This window comes from Bacillus sp. VA13, from assembly GCF_055710085.1.
In genome coordinates this window covers 190,044-214,244 of sequence record NZ_JBVQPP010000001.1, presented here as the reverse complement: position 1 = coordinate 214,244, position 24,201 = coordinate 190,044, and the positions used below count along the sequence as shown (strand labels likewise).

General features: G+C 43.1%; 21 protein-coding genes. All 21 read right to left on the bottom strand.

Annotated elements, in window-relative coordinates; genetic code table 11:
* Positions 1–20 precede the first annotated feature (20 nt).
* A complete protein-coding gene (gene asd, locus AC0C66_RS01095; protein WP_072182681.1) occupies positions 21–1,061 on the bottom strand; it encodes an aspartate-semialdehyde dehydrogenase in 1,041 nt (346 codons plus the stop codon).
* 125 nt (positions 1,062–1,186) lie between these two features.
* The gene (gene dpaB, locus AC0C66_RS01090) at positions 1,187–1,789 is read right to left on the bottom strand and encodes a dipicolinate synthase subunit B (RefSeq protein WP_061187482.1); all 603 of its coding nucleotides are present in this window, start codon (positions 1,787–1,789) and stop codon (positions 1,187–1,189) included.
* Between the two features lie 2 nt (positions 1,790–1,791).
* Positions 1,792–2,685 (bottom strand): dipicolinic acid synthetase subunit A, encoded by an 894-nt coding sequence (gene dpaA / locus AC0C66_RS01085; protein ID WP_014113823.1) that lies wholly within the window; start codon positions 2,683–2,685, stop codon positions 1,792–1,794.
* Between the two features lie 191 nt (positions 2,686–2,876).
* Positions 2,877–3,134 (bottom strand): YlmC/YmxH family sporulation protein, encoded by a 258-nt coding sequence (locus AC0C66_RS01080; RefSeq protein ID WP_003238478.1) that lies wholly within the window; start codon positions 3,132–3,134, stop codon positions 2,877–2,879.
* 78 nt (positions 3,135–3,212) lie between these two features.
* Positions 3,213–4,442 (bottom strand): M16 family metallopeptidase, encoded by a 1,230-nt coding sequence (locus AC0C66_RS01075; protein ID WP_072182682.1) that lies wholly within the window; start codon positions 4,440–4,442, stop codon positions 3,213–3,215.
* A gap of 39 nt (positions 4,443–4,481) precedes the next feature.
* Positions 4,482–5,441 (bottom strand): polysaccharide deacetylase family protein, encoded by a 960-nt coding sequence (locus AC0C66_RS01070; protein ID WP_014113821.1) that lies wholly within the window; start codon positions 5,439–5,441, stop codon positions 4,482–4,484.
* Positions 5,442–5,558: 117 nt separating this feature from the next.
* Positions 5,559–7,676: a polyribonucleotide nucleotidyltransferase gene (pnp, locus tag AC0C66_RS01065; protein ID WP_014113820.1), complete on the bottom strand. Its 2,118-nt coding sequence runs from the start codon at positions 7,674–7,676 to the stop codon at positions 5,559–5,561.
* Positions 7,677–7,848: 172 nt separating this feature from the next.
* Positions 7,849–8,118: a 30S ribosomal protein S15 gene (gene rpsO / locus AC0C66_RS01060; RefSeq protein ID WP_003154182.1), complete on the bottom strand. Its 270-nt coding sequence runs from the start codon at positions 8,116–8,118 to the stop codon at positions 7,849–7,851.
* 156 nt (positions 8,119–8,274) lie between these two features.
* The gene (gene ribF / locus AC0C66_RS01055; RefSeq protein WP_072182683.1) at positions 8,275–9,225 is read right to left on the bottom strand and encodes a bifunctional riboflavin kinase/FAD synthetase; all 951 of its coding nucleotides are present in this window, start codon (positions 9,223–9,225) and stop codon (positions 8,275–8,277) included.
* An 18-nt stretch (positions 9,226–9,243) separates the two neighbouring features.
* Positions 9,244–10,173: a tRNA pseudouridine(55) synthase TruB gene (gene truB / locus AC0C66_RS01050; RefSeq protein ID WP_072182684.1), complete on the bottom strand. Its 930-nt coding sequence runs from the start codon at positions 10,171–10,173 to the stop codon at positions 9,244–9,246.
* 83 nt (positions 10,174–10,256) lie between these two features.
* A complete protein-coding gene (rbfA, locus tag AC0C66_RS01045; RefSeq protein WP_019258420.1) occupies positions 10,257–10,610 on the bottom strand; it encodes a 30S ribosome-binding factor RbfA in 354 nt (117 codons plus the stop codon).
* A 16-nt stretch (positions 10,611–10,626) separates the two neighbouring features.
* On the bottom strand, positions 10,627–10,905 hold the full coding sequence (locus tag AC0C66_RS01040; RefSeq protein WP_003220950.1) for a DUF503 domain-containing protein: 279 nt from the start codon (positions 10,903–10,905) through the stop codon (positions 10,627–10,629).
* Entirely contained in the window at positions 10,902–13,049 is a 2,148-nt protein-coding gene (infB, locus tag AC0C66_RS01035) for a translation initiation factor IF-2 (RefSeq protein ID WP_041520956.1), read from the bottom strand. Before infB ends, AC0C66_RS01040 begins: the two co-directional genes overlap by 4 nt.
* A gap of 19 nt (positions 13,050–13,068) precedes the next feature.
* The gene (locus AC0C66_RS01030; protein ID WP_072182686.1) at positions 13,069–13,371 is read right to left on the bottom strand and encodes a YlxQ family RNA-binding protein; all 303 of its coding nucleotides are present in this window, start codon (positions 13,369–13,371) and stop codon (positions 13,069–13,071) included.
* A 1-nt stretch (position 13,372) separates the two neighbouring features.
* Positions 13,373–13,648 carry a glucose-induced regulator RulR gene (gene rulR, locus AC0C66_RS01025; RefSeq protein WP_003220944.1) on the bottom strand — a complete coding sequence of 92 codons (276 nt, stop codon included), beginning with the start codon at positions 13,646–13,648 and terminating at the stop codon, positions 13,373–13,375.
* Between the two features lie 13 nt (positions 13,649–13,661).
* Positions 13,662–14,777, bottom strand: coding sequence for a transcription termination factor NusA (nusA, locus tag AC0C66_RS01020; RefSeq protein WP_072182687.1), 1,116 nt, complete (start codon positions 14,775–14,777; stop codon positions 13,662–13,664).
* A 34-nt stretch (positions 14,778–14,811) separates the two neighbouring features.
* The gene (rimP, locus tag AC0C66_RS01015; protein WP_003220940.1) at positions 14,812–15,282 is read right to left on the bottom strand and encodes a ribosome maturation factor RimP; all 471 of its coding nucleotides are present in this window, start codon (positions 15,280–15,282) and stop codon (positions 14,812–14,814) included.
* 328 nt (positions 15,283–15,610) lie between these two features.
* Positions 15,611–19,924: a PolC-type DNA polymerase III gene (locus AC0C66_RS01010; RefSeq protein ID WP_072182688.1), complete on the bottom strand. Its 4,314-nt coding sequence runs from the start codon at positions 19,922–19,924 to the stop codon at positions 15,611–15,613.
* Positions 19,925–20,032: 108 nt separating this feature from the next.
* Positions 20,033–21,727 carry a proline--tRNA ligase gene (gene proS / locus AC0C66_RS01005; RefSeq protein ID WP_072182689.1) on the bottom strand — a complete coding sequence of 565 codons (1,695 nt, stop codon included), beginning with the start codon at positions 21,725–21,727 and terminating at the stop codon, positions 20,033–20,035.
* 32 nt (positions 21,728–21,759) lie between these two features.
* Complete coding sequence (rseP, locus tag AC0C66_RS01000) at positions 21,760–23,028, bottom strand: RIP metalloprotease RseP (protein ID WP_072182690.1); 1,269 nt, start codon at positions 23,026–23,028, stop codon at positions 21,760–21,762.
* Positions 23,029–23,034: 6 nt separating this feature from the next.
* Entirely contained in the window at positions 23,035–24,186 is a 1,152-nt protein-coding gene (gene dxr / locus AC0C66_RS00995; protein ID WP_061187474.1) for a 1-deoxy-D-xylulose-5-phosphate reductoisomerase, read from the bottom strand.
* Between the last annotated feature and the right edge of the window lie 15 nt (positions 24,187–24,201).

Sequence of the window (24,201 nt, the reverse complement as noted above, 5' to 3'; positions counted from 1 at the left end):
TCTTTAGGAAATTCTCTCTATTATACGAGGTTTAGTTTTTTCAGGCTTTCTGCAATTTGAACAGAGTTCCATGCCGCGCCTTTTAATAGGTTATCAGAAACAACCCATAAATGAAAACCGTTTGCTCCGTCCAAGTCTTTGCGGATGCGGCCTACAAACACATCGTTTTTGCCGACGGCATCAGCAGGCATCGGATAAAGCTGTTGGCTTGGGTCATCCTGAAGTGTCACGCCCGGAGCTTCTTTTAATAGATTTTTAATATCTTCAACTGTAGCGTCGTCACGGTCTACCTCAATGTAGACTGACTCTGAGTGCCCAGTTTGAATTGGCAGTCTCACACATGTAGCCGCTACTTGAAGGTCTGGCATGTGCATGATTTTTTTCGTTTCATTTATCATTTTCATTTCCTCAAACGTATAGCCGTTATCTTGGAATTTATCAATTTGCGGAATCGCGTTGAAGGCGATTTGATAGTGTTTTTTGTCACCTTTTACAGGCATGATCGCAGGCTCAATTTCTTCTTGATCTAAAATCGCCTGTGTTTGGCTGTAAAGCTCTTTTACAGCTTCATTTCCCGCTCCTGATACCGCCTGGTACGTTGATACGATGACTTTGTTTAAGCCGTATGCTTTGCGGATCGGTTCAAGAGCCGCAACCATTTGGATTGTAGAGCAGTTAGGATTGGCAATGATGCCGTTGTGTTCATGTAAATCTGCCTCATTCACTTCAGGCACAACAAGCGGTGTATTTTCGTCCATACGGAACGCACTCGTATTATCTATAACAATAGCGCCGCGTTTTACAGCTTCTGGTGCCAATGCTTGTGATACGCTTCCGCCGGCGCTGAACAAAGCAATATTTACCCCTTCAAAGCTCTCAGGAGAAGCTTCCTGAACAGTCAGCTCTTCGCCTTTAAACGTGACTTTTGTCCCCGCAGAGCGTTTTGAAGATAGCAATGTAAGTGTGTCCATTTCAAAGTTTCTGTCTTCAAGTGTTTTAAGCATTTGTTGTCCTACAGCTCCTGTCGCTCCGACAACAGCTACGTGTAAACCTCTTCCCATCTGTAAAACTCCTTCCGCCAATCAGCCTCATTGAATTGATTTGACTATGATTTTACGTTTTATTTTACCATAGAATATGCGGGTGATGACCGAATTTTTTAGTTTGGGAAAGATTTTCTGTAAATTTAGTCATTTCCCTGATAATTCTCAACCAGAACCGGCTGAAGCTGCTGATGCATTAGTGCCTTTTCAATGGTTTGCGGAAGCAGATCCATTTTGGCTACCATTGAATTCGGTTTTTTAAATGGATCGTCTTGCCCGAATGGAATAAAAAAGATATTTTTTGTTGACATGAGCCTCATTAAATTTGTTCCGTTTAAACCGAGAGCATCATTTGTCGAGATGCCAAGAACGACCGGCCTATTGTTTCGGATTGTCGCTTTTGCCGCCATCAGCACCGGACTGTCCGTCATGGCATTTGCCAGCTTGCTCATTGAATTGCCGGTTAAAGGAGCAATGACCATGCAGTCAAGGGGAAGCTTTGGCCCAAGGGGCTCTGCTTTTACAATTGAATCAATTGCCTCATATCCAGTCAAGTCTTCAATTTTTTTAACCCATTCTGCTCCCTCTCCAAATCGGGTATTTGTGGATTTCATGTTAAATGTGACAACCGGACGCACTTCCGCTCCTTCGTTGACCAGCGCCTCAATTTGCGGGAAAACCGCTTCATATGTGCAATGCGATCCGGTCAGTCCAAACCCGATTCTTTTTCCTTTTAATGACGACATCCTTATTTCCCCTCCTCAGCTTGTATTTCAGCCAAAAGCTTGCTCAAGACGTTTGCGAGGATTTGCCCGGCTGTTTTAGGTGCGACAATCCCTGGAAGGCCAGGGGCAAGAAGTGCTTTAATCCCCTGTTTTTCGGCATATTTAAAATCCGTTCCCCCGGGACGTGAGGCCAGATCCAATATTAAGGTTTTTGGTGTCATGCTAGAAAGAACCGATTGATTTAAAATCATACTCGGTATGGTATTAATACAAATATCTATATCTTTTACATGCTCTTTCAGCTCATCGGTGTGAAAAGGAACGAGCCCCATTTCAGTGATACGTGCCAGATGCGCTGAACTTCTTGCCCCCACTTTTACATTCGCTCCAAGCGCGGCAAATGTACGGGCAATCGTCATCCCGGTGCGTCCTAGACCAAGAACGGCCACCTGAGATCCGTGTATCGTATAATCCGTGTGCTGAATAGCCAGCATGATCGTTCCTTCTACTGTCGGAATAGAATTGTATATCGCAATGTCATCCCGCTCAAACAGCTTAACAAGTTTTCTGTTTGCTTGAGCTGCAATGTTTTCTAAATAGGCGTTAGAAATTCCTGAGAAAATGACACAGTGTGCAGGCGTTTTGTCGAGATGCTCCTGTTTTAACACAACCTCTTCATTCGAAAATACCGTCGATACGACACCTTCTCCTGTTGTCGCAGACACTGGAAGAATAATGCTGTCTATTTGCTGAAAAGGAATTTCATCAATGTTGCATTTTACTGCTCCGGTAAAACCGTGATCCAATTGGTCAAAACCGACAAGGTAGATGTCAGCCTGCTGTTCAGTGAGCTTTCTAATAATTTCGAGCTGTCTTGCGTCACCGCCGATAACTGCAATTTTCAATCCGGTTAACATTCTAAACGTTCACCTTCTTTGTATATACTGGATCTCTAGTTGTTAAGCTCCCCTTCATCTTATGATCAAAAGGAAATACCGGTGAATTAAAACATGCGGTTTTTTCATATAAAAAAACATCGGCTGCCAAAAGCCGATGTTTCAGATGTTTACTTTAGAGCCCGCACCACAGTCATTTTGGGCTTTTTCATTTACTCTTGTCGAGGAGACATTTCCTCAGGTACATCTAATATGATCATATCTGATCCGATCTTTTGAATATGATGCCAGGGGACACGAATGTCTTGACCGTGTTTTCTCAAACCAAACCACTTAACTGTCGGAATGAGGAGTGCTGTAATCTGGCCATCCTGTTCATTGATTTCTAAATCGGTCTGGCCAAGCACTCCCAGCCGTTCAGCTCTTTTGATGTCTACAATTTCCTTTCCTGATAATTCACTGAGCCGCATGTCTGTCACCCCCTTGTACTATGTATGATCAAAGGGATAAAAAAATGCCTGCTCCGTTAAGGGGCAGGCTTTTCCTTTTTAAGACGGCATATTGCCGGAAGGGCTGATGAGTGCCAGTGCATAATCATCAGTAAACAATTGTCTGGCAAGGCCGTTGACACGCTCTAAGTTCACGGCGTTTAATTCATTGATGATCTCATCTAATGTTTTATGTCTACCGAGCAGCAGTTCATTTTTCCCGTTTCGGCTCATTTTACTGTTTGTGCTTTCTAAGCTCAGCATTAAGCTTCCCTTCATTTGCTCCTTGCTATTTTCCAGCTCTTTTGAGGTAATGCCGTCGCGTTTTAATGTAGCAAGGGTTTCTTGAATGGTTTCTGACAGCTGCTGAAGCTGATTGGCACCCGTTCCTCCGTAAATGGTAAGCATTCCGCTGTCCTCATAAGAGCTATGATAGCTGTAAACAGAATAAGCGAGGCCTTTGTCTTCTCGGACATCTTGGAACAGCCGGCTGCTCATGCTGCCTCCGAGCACATTATTCAGGACAATTAAATCATAAATGCGTTCATGGCCAACCTGAAGGCCCTTAAATCCAAGGCACAGATGAGCCTGCTCTGTTTCTTTTTTTCTCGTCAGTTTTTCTGTGTAGAAATCGGGTTTCTCAAGGCCTGTCGCTTTGCCTTTCGCCTCGTATGACCCGAACCATTTTTCTACATCTTTGATAAAACTGTCAGATATATTGCCCGCTACCGAAATGACCACTCGGTCCGGCGTATAATAATCATGCATGTATTGTCTGAGATAGTCACCATTGAAAGAAGCAAGCGTTTCTTCCGTGCCTAGAATTGGGTAGCCTAAAGAATGATTGCCGTAAGTGGCTTTGCTCAGTAAATCATGCACAATGTCGTCTGGCGCATCTTCGTACATTTTAATTTCTTCATATACTACATTTTTTTCTTTTTTCAGCTCGTTTTCATCAAACGTTGAATGAAAGAACATATCTGCTAATACGTCAAGCGCGTAATTCGCATGCTCGTCAAGCACCTTTGCATAGTAGCAGGTATATTCCTTTGAAGTAAACGCATTGACCTGACCGCCAATACGATCAAAAGATTCTGCTATCTCGCGTGCAGATCTTGTGCTCGTCCCTTTAAAGAACATGTGCTCTAAAAAGTGAGAAATCCCGTTTATCTCCGGCGTTTCGTGCCGCGAACCTGTGCCGATCCATACGCCGATCGCAACAGAACGGACTGTCGGGTTATTTTCCAGCACAACTCTTACACCATTTTGACACGTATATCGTTTAATCAAATTTGTTCCTCCTATTCAAAGACAAGCTGCCTGCATCTGTTACTTCAACAGTCTTGTTTCATCCATTAGTTCAGTGACTGTTCCAAGCGCGTATCCTTTATCTTTTATCTTTGTAATCAGCACTTCAAGACTTTCCGCCGTGGAGTCAGTCGGATGCATTAAAATCATGGCACCATTATGTATCTTGCTTAACACTCTCGTTTGAAGTACAGACGGAGCCGGTTTTTGCCAATCGATCGTATCAACTGTCCACATTATTGTTCCCATCTGTTTCTCAGCTGCAATGTCGACAACCGCTTTTCGTAAACTTCCGCTCGGCGGAGCGAACCACTTCGGCTTAACGCCAATCGTTTGTTCTATTTGCTCATTTGTCTTGTCGAGCTGCTCGGAAATTCTTCCTGTAGTCAGTTTGCTCATATCTGGATGATTGTATGAATGATTTCCGATTTCATGTCCGTCTTCCGCAATCTTCTTAGCGAGCTGTTTATTGTTCCTCACCCAATTGCCTTCTAAAAAGAACGTAGCCTTGACTTGGTGCTTTTGCAGGATAGGGAGCATTTTTTCCAAATACTCATTTCCCCATGCCACATTGATTAAAAAAGCCACCATCGGTTTGTCAGGATTTCCTTTATAAATAGGCTCAGGCTGAAGAGACTCAAGATGAACGTTTGGTTTTACTTGGCTGTACACCAGATCGTTTTCCCGAAACTCGCCGTGCTTTTTCATTTTTTTATATGATTGTTCAATATTGACCTTCAGTCCATTATAGCCGGGAATGCTTTTCCACACTTTATCGACTCTGGCATCTTGGGGCTTGACTTCATACTCCGGCGCTTTTTGAAGCAATTCTTCATATAACGGGTCTTTGGACGCCGTGACAGTCACCGTATCTTTTTTCATTGCCCCTATATAATCAAGTGTGTGCGGATTTTTCATCATCTCAAATGAGACAAAAAAAAGAAATAGAAAAACGGCAAACGGCACAAATTTTTTGTACATGTTCTGTCCCCCCTCACCTCACATTATGAAGGAGAAGGACAAGGTAGAACCCGCCTGCTTTTTAAAAGCTTCAAAATAAAGAAGCCGGGTCTCCCAGGCTCCTTTTTATGTTTTCATTTAAGATTGTTGTTCTTCTTTTTCTTTCTCTTCACGGAGCACCGCTTTACGAGACAAATTGACTCGTCCTTGTTTATCAATTTCAGTGACCTTGACAAGAATCTCGTCTCCGATTTTCACAACATCTTCAACTTTTCCTACGCGTTCAAGCGCAAGCTCTGAAATGTGCACCAAACCGTCTTTTCCGCTGAAAATTTCAACGAAAGCCCCGAATTTTTCGATTCGTTTCACTTTACCTAGGTAAAGCTGGCCGACTTCAACCTCTCTGACAAGGTCTTCGATGATTTTTTGCGCTTTTTGGTTGCTGCTTTCATCTGTTGAAGAAATAAAGATTGTGCCGTCCTGCTCAATATCAATTTTAACACCGGTTTCTTCGATGATCTTATTGATTTGTTTTCCGCTTGGCCCAATGACATCGCGGATTTTATCAGGATTAATGGCCATTGTTAAAATCTTAGGCGCATATTGAGAAAGCTCTTTTCTTGATTCGCTTAATGTCGCAAGCATGCTGTTGAGGATTTCCATTCTTCCTTTTTTCGCCTGCTGAAGCGCTTCTTCAAGAATCTCTCTGGAAAGGCCTTCGATTTTAATGTCCATTTGCAGCGCTGTTACGCCTTTTTCCGTTCCTGCTACTTTAAAGTCCATATCTCCAAGCGCGTCTTCCATGCCTTGAATGTCAGTCAGAACGGTGTAATGTTCGCCTGATTTGACAAGACCCATCGCAATACCCGCAACTGGGGCTTTGATTGGTACACCGGCATCCATCATTGCAAGTGTGCTTGCGCAAATACTTGCTTGAGACGTAGAACCGTTTGATTCAAGCACTTCTGATACAAGACGGACAGTGTAAGGGAAGTCTTTTTCAGACGGAATAACTGGCTCAAGCGCACGCTCACCCAGTGCTCCGTGTCCGATTTCACGGCGTCCCGGCCCACGCATTGGTCCTGTTTCCCCAACGCTGAATTGCGGGAAGTTGTAGTGATGCATAAACCGTTTTGACTCTTCAACACCTAAGCCGTCAAGGATTTGCACATCTCCTAGAGCACCTAGCGTACATACGCTGAGGGCTTGTGTTTGTCCCCTTGTAAACAGACCTGATCCGTGCGTTCTTGGCAAGAGGCCGACCTCAGAAGAAAGCGGGCGAATTTGATCGACACCGCGGCCGTCCGGTCTTACTTTCTCTTCAGTAATCAGGCGGCGCACTTCATTTTTCACCAGCTTGGATAAAATCTGCTTCACTTGCTTGATTGTGTCTTCATCATGCTCTTCATCCTCGAATTTTGCCACAACTGTGTTTTTCACTTCATTAATGGCATCTTCGCGGGCATGCTTTTCATGAACTTGAATAGCTTTCAGCAGATCTTTTTCTGCTAAAGCTTTTACTTTTTCACTAAGCTCTTCATCAATTTCATAAAGCGCAATTTCTGATTTCTCTTTGCCAACTGCTGCTACAATTTCTTCTTGGAATGCAATCAGGCGTTTAATCTCTTCATGGCCGAACATAATGGCTTCAAGCATGGTTTCCTCAGGAACCTCGTCCGCTCCCGCTTCTACCATGTTAATGGCATCTTTCGTGCCGGCAACAACAAGATTGATGTCGCTTTTCTCAAGCTGATCGACTGTCGGGTTAATAATAAATTGATCATCAATGCGTCCGACAGTAACCCCTGCAATCGGTCCTTCAAACGGAATGTCCGATACAGAAAGAGCAAGAGATGAACCGAACATGGCAGCCATTTCAGAAGAGCAGTCTTGGTCAACACTCATGACAATGCTGATGACTTGTACTTCATTACGGAATCCATCGGCAAACAAAGGACGGATCGGACGGTCGATTAAACGGCTGGCAAGAACCGCTTTTTCACTTGGACGTCCTTCTCTTTTAATAAATCCGCCCGGAATTTTTCCTACCGCATATAATCTTTCCTCATAGTTTACAGTAAGCGGGAAGAAATCAAGCGGTTTTGGTTCTTTTGAAGCGGTTGCTGTACTAAGTACTGCTGTATCACCGTAGCGGATCATCACAGCACCGTTTGCCTGTTTGGCAAGCTGGCCGGTTTCAACGGTAAGCGTTCTTCCGGCCCAATCTATGGTAAAGACATGTTTTTCTTGTCCCATACGATTACGAACTCCTCTCTTCGTTGTGTGAAATAATCAATTACTCCTATTATGAACGAAATGAATTGAACATATCAATGTCAAAGTAGTATGTAAAAGGATTTCAATGATTTGTTATAAGTAATTTCGCTTTAATACGATAAAAAAGCGGGAATCCTCCCGCTTTTTACGATTATCGACGTAAGCCTAGTTTGTTAATTAACTCACGATAACGAGTTACGTCTTTATTACGTAGATACGTAAGAAGATTACGACGCTTACCTACCATTTTAAGAAGACCGCGACGTGAGTGGTGGTCTTTCTTATGAGTACGTAAATGCTCGTTCAAGTTGTTAATTGAGTCAGTTAGGATAGCGATCTGAACTTCTGGAGATCCAGTATCAGATTCGTGTGTTTTGAACTCACTGATGAGTTGGTTTTTACGCTCTTGAGTAATTGCCATCCTGTTTCACCTCCAAATCATATTTAGCCCCAGTTACCTAGCAACCGTCGGTGACTTCGGATTGCCAAGCAATGGTTTTAAGACTACGAAAACTATCATACTAAAAATCGTGCCCATATGCAAATATTTTAGAATAAAATTTGTGTGCGTTGCATGTTATTTCCGCAAATTGCTGAAATAACGGATGGCTTCCTGCTTATCCTTCTCAATTTGCTCTGTTAATTCTTTGATGCCATTGAATTTCCGCTCGCTCCGAATCCGTTTATACCATTCGATTTTTATAGCGGCTCCGTATACTTCCTGATCGAAATCAAACAGATTGACCTCGATTGAAGGCTGCTCCGGACGTTTTTCATAAAACGTCGGCTTATAGCCGATATTGCAAACGCCATTGTAAACTTCGCCGTTCACTTCCGCTTTCACGGCATATACACCCGTCGGCGGAACGATATAGCTGTTATTTAAACCGACATTTGCTGTCGGAAACCCGATGGTCCGCCCTCTTTTATCACCGTGAATGACAATTCCTTTTATAAAATAAGGCTGTCCGAGCAAGATATTCGCCAATTCAACGTCTCCGTTTTGAAGCGCGGTACGGATATATGAGGAGCTGATTTTTTTATCCTGCTCCGTTAATTTTTCTACCATTGTGCACTCTGCTTTTCCGTCTAAATCATGCGGCATGGTTTCCATTGTTCCCTTGCCATATTTGCCATACGTAAAGTCAAAGCCCGCCACTGCGTGCTGTACATTAAGGCCGATAATATACTGGTCTGCAAACTGCTTAGGAGAAAGAGAAGCAAATACTTCATTAAATTTAACGACATACAGAATCTCTGTGCCTAATTGTTCAATTTGGTTTATTTTGTCTTCCAGAGGCGTAATCAGATCCTTTGGCTCCTGATCCCTGCCCAATACATGAGAAGGATGAGGATGAAAGGTCATCACAGCTAATGCCAGACCCTTTTCTTCGGCTATTTGCTTCGCTGTCCCGATTACCTTTTGATGCCCAAGATGAACGCCGTCAAAATACCCTAACGCCATCACAGACTTTGCCTGCTCCTCTTGGATTAAATGATGAGGATGTGTAATATGTATCGTCTTCACAGAACGGTCACCTTTTTTCTATTGTTCGCTTTTTTGCATCAATACTTTTGCCGGCTTTAACAGCCCTTTTTTCGCAGGATGGGGGAAATAGATCGCCAAACAGCTTCCGGATTCAGTAAAGACGGCAATGCGGTCTTCGCTTGTCATTTCAGAAAACTGCTCGGGCGTCTCAAGCAAAGCCCCATTTTCTACTTTCTTAGCTAATGTATCACTTATGATCCATTTCGGCAAATGATTGAGCGCACGTTCAATAGGAACTGTATGCTCTCCCACGGTTCCGGACTGGACCTGTGCTTCCAGTTCTTCAAAGGTAAAGCATTCGTCGAGAGAAAAATCTCCGGATGCCGTACGAATTAAATGAGACATATGAGCCGGGTATCCGAGTTTTTCGCCGATCATGACCGCCAGCGTCCTTACATAGGTCCCTTTGGAGCATGTCACTGTAAGTCGGAAGCTTGCGGTTTCTTCATTATGTGTAATCTCTGTCGTCAGGGCGATGTCTTCAATGGTAATCATGCGTTTCGGACGTTCTACTTCAATCCCTGCTCTAGCGTACTCGTATAATTTTTTGCCGTTTACTTTTACAGCGGAATACATGGGAGGAATTTGTTCTTGTTTACCCTTTAAATTGTTTAACACCTTTTCTACTTCCGCTTTATCAATGTCTTGATTGACAGGCTTTGTTTCAACCGTTTCGCCCGTTTGATCCTCAGTTGTCGTTGAAAAGCCAAGCGTTATTTCCGCATCATACGTTTTAGACTTTTCAGTTAAGTATTCGACAATTTTTGTCGCCCTTCCCACACAAATCGGAAGCACGCCTGATACTTCTGGATCGAGCGTTCCCGTATGTCCTACTTTTTTTGTTTTTAACAGTTTTCGGATTTTCATGACACAGTCATGTGATGTCATGCCAACTGGTTTATGTAAAAGGAGAACTCCGTTAACCATTTGTCTTTCACTCCTTCTTTTGAGTTTTTCTCTTTAAAACATAGAAAAGAGGACAGACGATATACGCCTATCCTCTCCATTTTTTATTCAGATGGTTTCTCTGAATGTATTTCGTGAATCAGTGTTTCGATACGATTTCCGTAATCGATTGATTCATCGAATTCAAATTCAATTTCAGGCGTTTTTCGAAGTCTGATGCGGCTGCCGATTTCGGATCGGATAAATCCTTTCGCTTTTGCCAGCCCTTTCAGCGCTTCCTCCCGTTTTTTCTCGTCACCGAGAACCGAGATATACACCTTTGCAATTTGCAAATCACCTGATACACGCACATCCGTTACTGTCAGAAAACCAATTCTCGGATCTTTCAGCTTGCGGCTGATAATGTCACCGAGTTCTTTTTTCATTTGCTCGCCAACACGGTTTGCTCTCATACTCAATTCAATCACCTCTAAGTTAAAACCACTCTGTTCTAGTGATCGTCCGTTCAATTTCAGGAAAAGAATCGATAAACGCCAGAACGCGCTGCAGTTCTTTTTCTGTTTGAACGCGAGAGGAAGAAACAGCGGCGATTCCGAAGCTGGTCCTTTGCCATGTGTCCTGATAGCCAATCTCCGAAATCGAAACATTGAACTTGTTTTGAACCCTGGTTAAAATCCGCTTCAGAACGGCACGCTTTTCTTTTAGCGATCCTGCATCATAAATGATGCATTCACACTCCGCAAATCCGATCACGTTCTTTCAATTTCTTGCATGACAAACGCTTCAAGGATGTCACCTTCACGAATGTCATTGTATTTCTTAATTGTAATACCACATTCATAGCCTTGTGAAACTTCTTTCACATCGTCTTTAAAGCGTTTCAGAACGTCTACTTCGCCTTCGAAGATAACGACGCCGTCACGAATTAAACGGAGGCCGCTGTCGCGCGTAATGGTTCCTTCAGTAACATATCCGCCGGCAATTGTACCGATTTTAGATACTTTGAATGTTTGGCGTACCTCTACTTGACCAATTACTTTTTCTTCATATTCAGGATCAAGCATACCTTTCATGGCAGCTTCAATCTCGTCGATTACTTTGTAAATGATACGGTGAAGTCGAATATCTACATTTTCAGCTTCAGCCGTACTCTTAGCATTTCCGTCCGGTCTCACATTAAACCCGATAACAATTGCATTGGAAGCAGATGCCAAGATAATGTCAGATTCGGTAATTGCACCAACGCCTGTATGGATGATTTTCACTTTAACGCCTTCTACTTCAATTTTTTGAAGTGCGGCTGTTAAAGCTTCAGCAGATCCTTGAACGTCAGCTTTTACGATGATGTTGATGTCTTTTACATCACCTTGTTTAATTTGCTCGAATAAGTCATCAAGACTAAGCTTCGCTTTATCGCTGCGCTGCTCTTCAAGCTGTTTCGAAGCACGGGCTTCCCCGACAGAACGAGCTGTTTTTTCATCTTTAAAGACAAGGAATTGGTCTCCCGCTTGAGGGACATCATTCAAACCGGTAATTTCAACCGGAGTTGACGGGCCGGCAGTTTTCACACGGCGTCCAATGTCGTTAACCATTGCACGGACACGGCCAAATGTGTTGCCGACTACGATCGGATCACCGACATGCAGTGTTCCAGTCTGTACGAGCAATGTCGCAACTGACCCTCTGCCTTTATCGAGTTCTGCTTCAATAACCGTTCCTTTTGCCTGGCGGTTCGGATTCGCTTTCAGTTCTTCTACTTCACTGACAAGCAAAATCATTTCAACGAGTTCATCAATGCCTTTTCCAGTTAAAGCGGAAAGCGGAACAAAAATGGTTTCTCCACCCCAAGCTTCAGGGACAAGACCGTATTCCGTCAGTTCTTGCATCACACGGTCAGGATTTGCGGATTCTTTATCAATTTTATTCACTGCAACGATAATAGGAACCTCAGCTGCTTTTGCATGGTTAATCGCTTCTACTGTTTGCGGCATTACACCGTCATCGGCAGCAACAACTAGAATTGTAATATCAGTTACTTCTGCACCGCGTGCACGCATCGTTGTAAATGCGGCGTGGCCCGGAGTATCCAAGAACGTAATTTTCTTGCCGTTCTCTTCAATTTGGTAAGCACCAATATGCTGAGTGATTCCGCCTGCTTCTCCTTCAACAACCTTCGTTTTACGGATGCTGTCAAGAAGCGTCGTTTTCCCGTGGTCAACGTGACCCATGATCGTAACGACAGGAGGACGAATTTCAAGATCCTCTTCATTATCAGGCTCTTCGTATTTTTCCAGCTCTGTTTCTTCAAGCACAATAACTTCTTCTGTTTCAACACCATATTCTGATGCAATGAGTTCAATTGTGTCTTTATCAAGCTCTTGGTTAATGGTTGCCATTACGCCAAGAAGCATCAGCTTTTTAATGAGTTCTGAAGGCTCTTTGCCAAGCTCTTCAGCCAGTGCGCCGACTGTTAATGTTCCAGAGAATGTAATTTTCTCAGGAAGCTCTTTTTTCGGCTTTACAGGCTTTTGCTGATGTTGGTTTTTATTGTTGTGGTTGCGTTTATTTTTTTTGTTGTTGTTATTCTTCTTGTTTTTGTTAAATTGATTATTCTGCACGTCATTCTTCTTTCCGTCTCGAATTTTATTTGGTTGATTTCCAGCTGATTGCTGATTGATCCCTTGCGGCTGTTTGTTTTTGTTCGTTTCTGCTGGCTTTTGAGATTTAGCGGCTGCGCCGCCTTTTTTATATTTGGCATCAAGCTGTTTAATGGCCTTTTCCTCAAGCATGGCCATGTGATTATTCACTTCTAAATCCATGTTTTTCAGTGCGGTCAAAATTTCCTTACTTGAAACATTTAACGCTTTTGCATATTCGTATACTCTCATTTTAGCCATTCGTTCACCCCCAAAAATATTAATCGAGCAAGCTGATCAGCTTATTCGCAAAACCTTGGTCAGTGACGGCGACAACGACACGGGCTTCTTTACCGATAGAGCGTCCAAGAACCGCGCGACTCTCGACTTTTTTATAAGGGACTTTATAATAATTGCACTTGTCGGTTACTTTTTTCGCTGTGTTAAATGATGCATCCTCTGTAAGCAGGACAAGCTTTGCACGCGCATTCCTGATTTCTTTTATTACCAAGTCTTCGCCTGACACGACCTTACGAGCTCGATTGGCCAGACCCAGCAAGGGAAACCATTCCATTCCAGACATTTTATTTTTTCACCTTTTCCGCCAGTTCCAGCAATTCTTCGAAAATCTGGTCATCGATTTGTGATTGAAATTGATTTTGCAAAGTGTTTTTCTTTTTTGCTGTTAAGATGCACTCTTTATCCAGCGTTAAATAAGCACCCCGCCCGTTCTTTTTTCCGGTCGGGTCTACTGAGACTTCGCCTTCTTTTGAACGTACAACTCGGATCAGTTCCTTTTTAGGCTTCATTTCACCAGTCACTACACATTTGCGTAACGGGATCTTTTTGTGTTTATTCACCTAAGGTCACCTCTTATTCATCCGATTCAGCAGTTTCAGGCTCCGTAAAGAGCGGCTCATCATCTTCTTCAAGTTCTCTCGGATAGATTCCAAGTTCTCTTGCGTCCGTTTCGCTCTTAATATCAATCTTCCAGCCTGTCAGTTTAGCAGCTAAGCGTGCGTTTTGTCCTCTTTTGCCAATCGCCAGAGACAGCTGGTAATCAGGAACAATAACAGTTGTCGCTTTTTCTTCTTCATTAACGATGACATCCAGCACTTTCGAAGGGCTGAGCGCATTCGCGACAAATTCTACAGGATCACTGGACCAGTTGACAATGTCAATTTTTTCACCTTTTAATTCATTGACGATTGCCTGAACACGCTGGCCTTTAGGACCTACGCATGAGCCAACAGGATCCACGTCAGGATCGTCTGTGCGAACAGAAATTTTTGAACGGTCGCCAGCTTCTCTGGCAACAGATTTCAGCTCGACAGTTCCATCATAAATCTCAGGCACTTCGATTTCAAACAAACGCTTTAACAGGCCTGGATGTGTTCTTGACACATAAATCTGCGGGCCCTTCGTCGTTTTTTCTACTTTTGTGATATATACCTTAATGCGATCATGAGGCTTGTAGCTTTCATTCGGCATTTGCTCATTAACCGGCAGCAAGGCTTCAATTTTGCCTAAAGACACGTAGATAAACTTATTGTCTAGGCGCTGAACGATACCTGTCATGATGTCTTCTTCACGGTCGATAAATTCAGAATATATCACACCGCGCTCAGCTTCGCGCACACGCTGTGTGACGACCTGCTTCGCTGTTTGAGCAGCTATGCGCCCGAAATCCTTAGGCGTTACTTCGATTTCAACGACATCGCCGACCATATATTCAGGATGGATGCTCTGCGCCTCTTCAATAGAGATCTCCAGCCTTTGGTCGTAAACTTCGTCAACGACATCTTTTCTTGCAAATACACGGATGGAGCCTGTTTCACGGTTTAAATCCACCCGTACATTTTGCGCTTGATTAAAATTCCGCTTATAAGCAGAAATTAACGCAGCTTCGATTGCTTCAATGATAATTTCTTTGCTGATGCCTTTTTCTTTTTCAAGAATCGTGAGAGCATCTAATAATTCACTGCTCATTTAACGGTCTCCCCCCTTAAAACATTTGTATTCATTAGAATGTAACAGCTAATCTTGCATTAGCTATCTTTTCATACGGAATATTGATCCGTTTCTTTCTTGTTTTGATCGTGATCTCAACTGTCACTGTTTGTCCATCAAATTCAGCCAGCTCACCTTCAAACACTTTTACGCCCTCAATAGGCTCATAAGTTTTAATATACACATTTTTTCCAAGTGATTTTTCGAAATCGGCTTTTTTCTTTAGCGGACGCTCAGCTCCCGGAGATGAGACTTCAAGAAAGTAATTTTGGCTGATTGGATCTGCCTCATCAAGCTTTTCGCTTAAAGCTTCGCTTACTTTGGCACATTCCTCAATATCCACACCGTCATCGGAATCAATAAACACGCGAAGGAACCAGCTTTGACCCTCTTTGACAAATTCAATGTCAACGAGTTCCAGCTGAAGGCTGTCTACGATTGGCTGAGCCATTTCTTGAACGGTGTCAGTCACTTTTTTGCTCATGTTCTTCCTCCTTGTGCTGTCGATATCATATTCGTCTCGTCACTCTGCATAAAAACCCTGCTTCAAGAGAGCAGGGGCTAAAAAGTAAACGATGAACATGTCGAGACAAAATTCTCTTGTTCAATACAAAAGAGCGGGTTTCCCCACTCTTTGCCTCGGTAATCGTTAGCATTTCCAATAAAACTATACCATAACCATATTTTTATTGCAAATGGATATACGCTACTTTCATACCTAAGCAAATGACAGAAACTCTAATGTTACAATGGCACTTTTTGCGGTTATATATGCATAGAAGCAGAATTTCGAGAGAAATTCTGCTTCTATGTTAGAACAATGACAATTGGTTTTGATCAGGCAGTGATTCGAGACAGCCATGACGATCTAAATACTCTAGAATCGTTTTTGACACTTTCCCTCTCTTTTGCAAATCTTCTTTTGAGAGGAATTCGCCTTCTTCACGAGCCTTTACAATGTTCAGAGCGGCGTTCGTCCCTAATCCAGGAATGGAGTTAAACGGCGGGATAAGACTGTTGCCATCAATAATAAACTCTGTAGCGCTGGAGCGATATAAATCGACTTTTTGGAATGAATAGCCTCTCTCACACATTTCAAGCGCTAATTCTAATACAGTCAGAAGGTTTTTTTCCTTCGGTGAAGCATCAAGTCCTTTAGAGTTAATATCCTCCATTACCGCCTTGATTGCTGTAGAGCCCTTGATCATTGTATCGATATCAAAGTCGTCTGCACGAACGGTAAAATAAGCCGCATAATACAGAAGCGCATGATGTACTTTAAAGTAAGCAATGCGGACTGCCATTAATACATAAGCCGCGGCGTGGGCTTTCGGGAACATGTATTTAATCTTTTTACAAGAATCAATATACCAGTCTGGGACATTGTTATTTTTCATTTCTTCTTCCCATTCAGGCGTTAATCCTTTTCCTTTACGCACAAATTCCATGATTTTAAAGGCAAGGGACGGTTCAAGGCCTTGATAGATTAGATAAACCATAATGTCGTCACGGCAGCCGATAACCTCACTCAGCTCACAAATATTATTGTGGATGAGCTCTTGCGCATTGCCGAGCCATACATCAGTTCCGTGAGACAAGCCTGAAATCTGAACGAGCTCGGAAAAAGTTGTCGGCTTTGTATCTTCAAGCATCTGCCGAACAAATCGTGTTCCGAATTCAGGGATTCCAAGAGTTCCTGTTTTACAGCCGATCTGTTCTTCTGTAACACCGAGTGATTCGGTTCCCTGGAAAATCTTCATCACTTCTGGATCATCGGTTGGAATTGTTTTCGGATCAATGCCGCTTAAGTCTTGAAGCATCCGAATGACGGTCGGGTCATCGTGTCCGAGAATATCCAGTTTTAACAGGTTGTCATGGATGGAGTGGAAATCAAAATGAGTCGTTTTCCACTCTGAACCTGTGGCATCTGCCGGGAACTGAATCGGTGAAAAATCATAGATATCCATATAATCCGGAACTACGATAATACCCCCAGGGTGCTGTCCAGTTGTACGTTTTACACCTGTACATCCCTGTACGAGCCGATCTACTTCGGCCCCGCGCATGTGGAGGTTATTGTCTCCGGCATAGCCTTTTACATAACCGTAGGCTGTTTTTTCTGCAACTGTGCCTATTGTTCCTGCTCGATATACATTGTCTTCTCCGAACAATACTTTTGTGTAATTGTGTGCGTGCGGTTGATATTCCCCTGAGAAGTTCAAATCGATATCAGGTACTTTGTCCCCTTTAAATCCTAAGAACGTTTCAAACGGAATATCATGGCCATCTTTTTTCAAAGGTGTTCCGCAATGAGGACACATCTTGTCGGGCAAGTCAAAACCGGAACCGACAGAACCGTCATTAAAGAACTCAGAATGCTGGCACTCAGAGCAGACATAGTGTGGCGGCAGCGGGTTGACCTCAGTAATCTCAGTAAGCGTCGCAACTAATGAAGATCCTACGGAACCACGGGAACCTACGAGATACCCGTCATCTAGTGAACGTTTTACAAGTTTGTGAGAGATCAAGTAAATAACAGCGAAGCCGTGGCCAATGATACTCTTTAACTCTTTTTCAATCCGCGCTTCGACAATTTCAGGCAGCTGTTCGCCGTAAATGCTTCTTGCACGCTGATAGCTCATTTCTCTGATTTCTTCATCGGCGCCTTCGATTTTCGGTGTATACAAATCATCTTTAATCGGCTTGATGTCATCGATTAAAGAAGCAACCTTTTGGGTATTGGTAACAACAATTTCCTTCGCTTTTTCTTCGCCTAAAAAAGAAAATGCTTCAAGCATTTCGTCTGTCGTTCTGAAATGCACTTTCGGCAGTTCATGTCTGTTCAGCGGATTGGCCCCGCCTTGAGAGGATATTAAAATCTTTCTGTAAATTTTATCCTCATCATTCAAGTAATGAACATTTCCCGTAGCAACAACCGGTTTATTTAGCTTTTCACCCAATTTCGTGATATTCGCAATAATTTCTTTCAGCGATTTTTCATCGCGGACCAGTTCAAGCTCTAGCAAGTGACGGTACACTTCAGGCGGCTGAACCTCAAGATAATCATAGAATGCTGCGACATCTTCAACCTCTTCAGGCGATTTTTGCATCATCCCTTCAAAAACCTCTCCCCTGTCACAGGCTGAACCGATCAGAAGCCCTTCTCTGTATTTCTCAAGCTGAGATCTCGGGATACGAGGCACTCTGTAAAAATAATGAATATGAGAAAGTGACACAAGCTTAAATAAATTTTTAAGCCCCGTGCTGTTCACAGCGAGTAATGTTGCATGATACGGTCTAGATCTTTGATAAGCGTTGGACTGACCCATATTTTCATTCAGCTCATCATGGTACTGAATGCCTTTTTCAGCTGCGTCCTTCAGCATTTTCAGAAGCAAATAAGCAGTCGCCTCAGTATCGTAGATCGCACGGTGATGCTGTGTGAGTTCGATATCAAACTTTTTACAAAGTGTGTTCAAACGGTGGTTCTTAAATTCCGGATAGAGAAAACGGCCAAGCTCAAGCGTATCAATGACTGGGTTTTTAGCTTTTTCGACTTCAAGAAGCTTTTTATAAGCTACATTTAAGAATCCCATATCAAAGCTCGCATTATGAGCGACAAGGATATCATCGCCAATCCATTCTCTGAAATCTCTTATCACATCTACGACATCCGGAGCGTCGCGAAGCATATCATCGGTGATGCCAGTCAGCTCTATGATTGTGGCTGAGAGCGGACGATGTGGGTTCGCAAACGCCTCAAATTTATCAATAATTTCTCCGCCTTTTACTTTTACTGCAGCCAGCTCAATAATGGTATCGTATACAGCAGACAGTCCCGTCGTCTCGACGTCAAAAACAACATATGTTTCTTCCTCAAGCAGACGGTGTGCAGCGTTATAAGCAATTGGCACGCCATCATCAACGAGATTCGCTTCCATCCCATAAATCATTTTAATTCCATGCTTTTTGGCGGCAGAATACGCATCAGGGAAAGATTGAACAACAGCATGGTCCGTCAAAGCGATGGCCTCATGCCCCCATTTTTTCGCCTGTTCGACAAGCTTTCCAATACCCGTAACAGCATCCATTTGGCTCATTGGGGAATGCAAATGCAATTCCACTCTTTTTTCTCCTTCAGGAGCCGAATCTTCCCGGGTTTTTGCTTTTATTTCGTTTACGTCATTTGCGATCATGACGAGATCTCTGACGAAAGTGTCATTTTGAATGCTTCCGCGTGCTTTTACCCACATTCCTTTTTTCAGAGACTTCATTAGTGCCGCATCTTCTTTTTCACGTGCAAACATTTTGATTAAAATACTATTTGTGTAATCTGTAATTTTGAAGATACATAGCGTACGCCCGCTTTTCAGCTCGCGGGTCTCCACATCAAACACGTAACCTTGGACTGTAATTCTCCGTTCTTCGTCCATGATGCTGTCAAGCGTCCGGATTTCTTCGTTATCTTTAATTTGGTAACCGATGACAAGAGGCCCAGATGGCACTTGATCTTCATCATTTTCTTTATCTTTCTTCTCCATTTCAATCAGCGCTTGCATGGCCCGCTCTTGGTCTTCTGCAAGCTTTTGCTCCCGAAACTTTTGAACTTCTTGCTCGGATACAAATATTTCGGCATCAAGCTGAAGGTCTGGGAAACCAAATTGACGGTAGCCAGCTTGAATCATGGAACTGTATTTGTTCTTAAGAGCAGCCGCTTCTGTGTCTGTTTTTGTTTTGACAATCAGTTTATTGCCCTTCAGTTTCGGTTTTTGCTGGTTTAAGAGACTGATAATCGGCGGCGAAATGCCTTGCAATTCTTCAATGCATCGTGACCAGTAGTCTTGAACGATACTTTCACTGACCTCGGCATCCTGCACTTCAATTGAAGATGTCACTTTTGCTATGTGGGCAAACGATTGCGTCAGCCTCGTTGTTAATGTGTCATATATTTGAAAAGGCAGCAAAGATTTAAATTGAAAATGAAAATGCCAAGACTTAGAAGCTTTGTGTATTGTCAGCTTTTTAATCTCGCCATCTTCAAAATATGTCATGAAGGTATCATCTGTCATATTAATCTGCTGCAGAAGAATTTGAAACTGCCTTCTGTTTACTGATAACTGTTCCATTAAGACAGTATCCCTCCCTAAAAACATCATAAGTGAAGGTACCTCAGGCAATGAGGTACCTTCTATTATTTCTATTTTAACATGTTTTTTGCTAAATCGTTATGGTGATTACTGCTTGCTGATAAAAGCAGATAATTCATCTACTGAAACCTCAGTTGACTCACCCGTTTGACGGATTTTCACTTCGACAATTCCTTCGTCCGCACGTTTTCCGACAGTGATGCGGATTGGAAGGCCGATTAGATCTGAATCAGCGAATTTTACGCCTGCGCGTTCAGCACGATCGTCATAGAGCACTTCATAGCCCTCTGCTTTTAAATTGGCATACAGCTTTTCAGCAAGCTCTCTTTGCGAATCGTTTTTCATGTTCAAAGCAAGAATATGAAGATCATACGGTGCAACACTTTTTGGCCATATTAATCCTTTTTCGTCGTGATGCTGTTCAGCAATAGCAGAAAGCGTTCTTGACACACCTACTCCGTAACAGCCCATCAGCATTGGCTGCGCGCGTCCGTTTTCGTCTAAGTATGTCGCATTCATCGCTTCTGAATAGCGTGTTCCGAGCTTAAAGACTTGTCCGACCTCGATTCCTTCCGCGAAACGGATCGTGCCTTTACCGTCTGGTGAAGGGTCGCCTTCTTTAATAAAACGAAGATCTGCAAATTCTTTAATTTGCGCGTCACGGTTCACGTTGACATTTTTATAATGATGATCTTCTTCGTTCGCACCGGCAACAGCATTGACCATTGCTTTCACAGCATGATCGGCATATACTTCAACATCTTGATAGACACCGACAGGGCCGACAAATCCTGGCTCTGTTCCGAGCTGCTGAATGACCTCTTCATGTGTGGCAAGCTCCACAACTTCTGCATGAAGCAAGTTTTTCACTTTAATATCGTTGACTTCATGGTCGCCTCTTACAAGCACTAAGACAAAACGGTCATCTGCTTTAAACAAAACCGATTTAATGCAGGTTTCAGCGGAAACCTGTAAAAACGCAGTCAGTTCTTCAATTGTTTTCACGTTAGGCGTGTGGACTTTCTCTAAAGCTTTAGGCTCTTCATCAGAAGGGACTTCTTGATAAAGAACTTCAGCCATTTCGATATTAGCCGCATATTGTGATTCATCAGAATACGCAATTGTATCCTCACCGATTGCAGAAAGTGCCATAAACTCGTGCGTATCCTTTCCTCCCATTGCGCCTGAATCGGCGATGACAGGTCTTACATTAATGCCGCAGCGGGCAAAAATATTAGAATAGGCCTCGTACATTTTTTGATACGTTTCATCGAGGCTCTCTTCAGATGCATGGAAAGAATACGCATCCTTCATAATAAATTCGCGCCCTCTTAACAAACCGAAGCGAGGACGTTTTTCATCTCTGAACTTAGACTGGATTTGATACAGAGTCAGAGGGAGACGCTTATAAGATTTAACCTCATCGCGAACAAGTGAAGTGATGACTTCTTCATGCGTTGCCCCTAAAGCAAATTCACGGCCATGACGGTCTTTTAGTCTCATCAGTTCAGGACCATACGTATACCATCTGCCTGATTCCTGCCATGTCTCAGCCTGCTGCAATGCGGGCATAAGCATTTCTACGGCATCTATTTTCTCCATTTCTTCACGAACAATCTGCTGAATGTTTTGAATCACCTTATACGCAAGAGGCATATAGCTGTATACCCCGCTCGTATTCTGTCTGATAAATCCTGCTCTCAGAAGAAGCTGATGACTTTTTGCTTCGGCATCAGCTGGAACTTCACGGAGCGTAGGAATAAGCGTCAAGCTTTGTCTCATTTCTTCGCACCTCTGATTGATTTACTTTTCGTTTACAAGAACAGCCGCTGGATATCGTTCCATGTGACGACCAGCATAAGTAGCATTAAGAAAGCTACCCCGATAAACACAACAAATGCTTCTTTTTCCCTGTTAATCGGTTTGCCCCGAATCGCTTCAATAAATAGAAATAGCAGTCTTCCTCCGTCAAGTGCCGGAATTGGAAGCAGGTTGACAATCCCAAGGTTAATGCTTAGAAACGCAGCAAACTGGAATAAGTTCACTAACCCTGTTTTCGCCACTTGGTCTGTCATGTCATATATGCCGACAGGACCTGACAGCATATCAAGTTTAAATTGGCCTGTTACTAATTTGCTTAAGTTGGTTAAAATCGCTTTGGTGACATCAACTGTTGATGTCGCGCCGTAAGCAACTGCTGAGAGAACACCTTTTTCAGTCGGCGCATAGGAACCGAAACGTCCGATTGTTTTTTTGTTCTCATCTTTCACAGCTTCCGGAGTCACTGCAATATGAAGCGTTTTGTTATCTCTTTTTACCGCAACATCCATTTCTTTTTCCGGATTTTCTTTTACAGCGGAGACAATGTCAGTCCAAGACCTCATTTTCTCTCCGTTAATGCTTTGGATATAATCCCCTTCTTTTAGCCCTGCTTCGGCCGCCCGTCCATTGTCTGTCAGCTGCCCGAGCATAGGCTCATTAGACGGTACACCTTGAATCAGCCCAAGCATCACTAAAATGACGTAAGCTAAAATAAAGTTCATAATCGGCCCTGCAGCAATCGCTTTAATCCGCTGCCACACTGGTTTGGAACCAAATTGGCGATTATACGGCGCAATCTGCACTTCTTCTCCGTCTACAATGAAAAAGGATGTTTCGCTGACAGTAAAGCTGGAAAGCTCATCCTCTTTGCCCTGTTCATAGCCGGTGATCTTCATGTCATGCTCTAAATCCGCTGTTTCCACTTCGATGACTAAAGCATCCGGGTATTTTTCCTTTTGATTGATGATGACTTTCTCAACTTGATCTTCTTTATTAAACAGAAGCCCAACCGTGTAACCAGGTTTCACCTCAATCATTTCCGGATCTTCGCCGGCCATACGGACAAATCCGCCGACTGGAAGGAGCCTGATCGTATAAACTGTTTCATTTTTTTTGAAAGAAAAAATCTTTGGACCGAATCCGATCGCAAATTCACGGCAGAGAATTCCCGCTCTTTGGGCTAGCAACAAATGGCCCAGTTCATGGAAGAAAACGAGCGTTCCAAAAATAATGATAAACGCTATAACTGTATTCACGAACATACCACCTTATGTGAGTATTGAATTGACGTATCCCCGGGTATCTTTGTCCACTTCTTGAATGTCCGCCAGGCTCGGTTTTTTCATTAACTGATGGCGGGATAATGCCTTTTCGATACAGTCTTCAATAGCCAAAAACGATATCTTGCCGGCTAAAAAGGCAGCGACAGCTACTTCATTTGCCGCATTTAGCACTGTCGGCATTGTTCCTCCTATTTTACCTGATTCAAAAGCAAATTGTAAGCATCGGAACCTGTCAAAATCAGCTTTCTCAAAATGGAGGCTGCCGATTTCCCATAATTCAAGCCTTTTCGCATCTGGTAATGGCAACCGGTCAGGGTAAGTGAGCGCATATTGAATTGGAACCCTCATATCCGGAGTTCCGAGCTGTGCGATCACACTTTTGTCATGAAACTCAACCATTGAATGGATGATGCTCTCCTTATGTAAAACCACATCAATTTGTTCATATGGTATATCGAAAAGCCAATGCGCCTCGATCACCTCTAACCCCTTATTCATCATTGTAGCCGAATCAATCGTAATTTTTGCACCCATTGACCAATTTGGATGTTTTAATGCGTCCTCAACCGTTACTGATTCGAGCTCCTCCCGCGTCTTGTCCCGAAAACTTCCGCCGGATGCCGTAATAATGAGGCGTTCAATGTTTTTAGCCTGTTCGCCTTGTAGCGCTTGAAAAATGGCCGAGTGCTCACTGTCAACAGGCAGCAGCGGAACATCGTATTTCTTAGCGTGTTCTTTTACTATATGCCCTGCAGTGACAAGAGTTTCCTTATTTGCAAGCGCGATTGTTTTTTTCTGTTCAATTGCCTTTAACGTCGGGATAAGACCGACACTTCCGAGCAAGGCGTTGACAACGATGTCAACCTCCTCCATCACTGCTGCTTCTATCAGTCCCTCTTCTCCCAGCCCAATTTGGCATTCAAAAGAAAAAGACATTTGTTTTAATTTATGATATGTATCCAGATCACCGACAGAGACAAACTTCGGCTGAAAGGCCTCTATCATTGGAACGGCCTTATCAATATTTCTGCCAAACGACATAGATACCAGCTGAAATTGATCTTGATGTGTACGAAGTACGTCAAGTGTCTGTTCGCCGATTGATCCTGTTGCTCCTAAAAGACAAATATTTTTCAAAGTTGCCACTACTCC

What these genes read in the sequence shown, in the direction of transcription:
- asd (WP_072182681.1), bottom strand. Translation starts at nt 1,061, where the DNA reads ATGGGAAGAGGTTTACACGTAGCTGTTGTCGGAGCGACAGGAGCTGTA.
- dpaB (WP_061187482.1), bottom strand. Translation starts at nt 1,789, where the DNA reads ATGTCGTCATTAAAAGGAAAAAGAATCGGGTTTGGACTGACCGGATCG.
- dpaA (WP_014113823.1), bottom strand. Translation starts at nt 2,685, where the DNA reads ATGTTAACCGGATTGAAAATTGCAGTTATCGGCGGTGACGCAAGACAG.
- AC0C66_RS01080 (WP_003238478.1), bottom strand. Translation starts at nt 3,134, where the DNA reads ATGCGGCTCAGTGAATTATCAGGAAAGGAAATTGTAGACATCAAAAGA.
- AC0C66_RS01070 (WP_014113821.1), bottom strand. Translation starts at nt 5,441, where the DNA reads ATGTACAAAAAATTTGTGCCGTTTGCCGTTTTTCTATTTCTTTTTTTT.
- pnp (WP_014113820.1), bottom strand. Translation starts at nt 7,676, where the DNA reads ATGGGACAAGAAAAACATGTCTTTACCATAGATTGGGCCGGAAGAACG.
- rpsO (WP_003154182.1), bottom strand. Translation starts at nt 8,118, where the DNA reads ATGGCAATTACTCAAGAGCGTAAAAACCAACTCATCAGTGAGTTCAAA.
- truB (WP_072182684.1), bottom strand. Translation starts at nt 10,173, where the DNA reads ATGGTTAACGGAGTTCTCCTTTTACATAAACCAGTTGGCATGACATCA.
- infB (WP_041520956.1), bottom strand. Translation starts at nt 13,049, where the DNA reads ATGGCTAAAATGAGAGTATACGAATATGCAAAAGCGTTAAATGTTTCA.
- AC0C66_RS01030 (WP_072182686.1), bottom strand. Translation starts at nt 13,371, where the DNA reads ATGTCTGGAATGGAATGGTTTCCCTTGCTGGGTCTGGCCAATCGAGCT.
- nusA (WP_072182687.1), bottom strand. Translation starts at nt 14,777, where the DNA reads ATGAGCAGTGAATTATTAGATGCTCTCACGATTCTTGAAAAAGAAAAA.
- rimP (WP_003220940.1), bottom strand. Translation starts at nt 15,282, where the DNA reads ATGAGCAAAAAAGTGACTGACACCGTTCAAGAAATGGCTCAGCCAATC.
- AC0C66_RS01010 (WP_072182688.1), bottom strand. Translation starts at nt 19,924, where the DNA reads ATGGAACAGTTATCAGTAAACAGAAGGCAGTTTCAAATTCTTCTGCAG.
- proS (WP_072182689.1), bottom strand. Translation starts at nt 21,727, where the DNA reads ATGAGACAAAGCTTGACGCTTATTCCTACGCTCCGTGAAGTTCCAGCT.
- rseP (WP_072182690.1), bottom strand. Translation starts at nt 23,028, where the DNA reads ATGTTCGTGAATACAGTTATAGCGTTTATCATTATTTTTGGAACGCTC.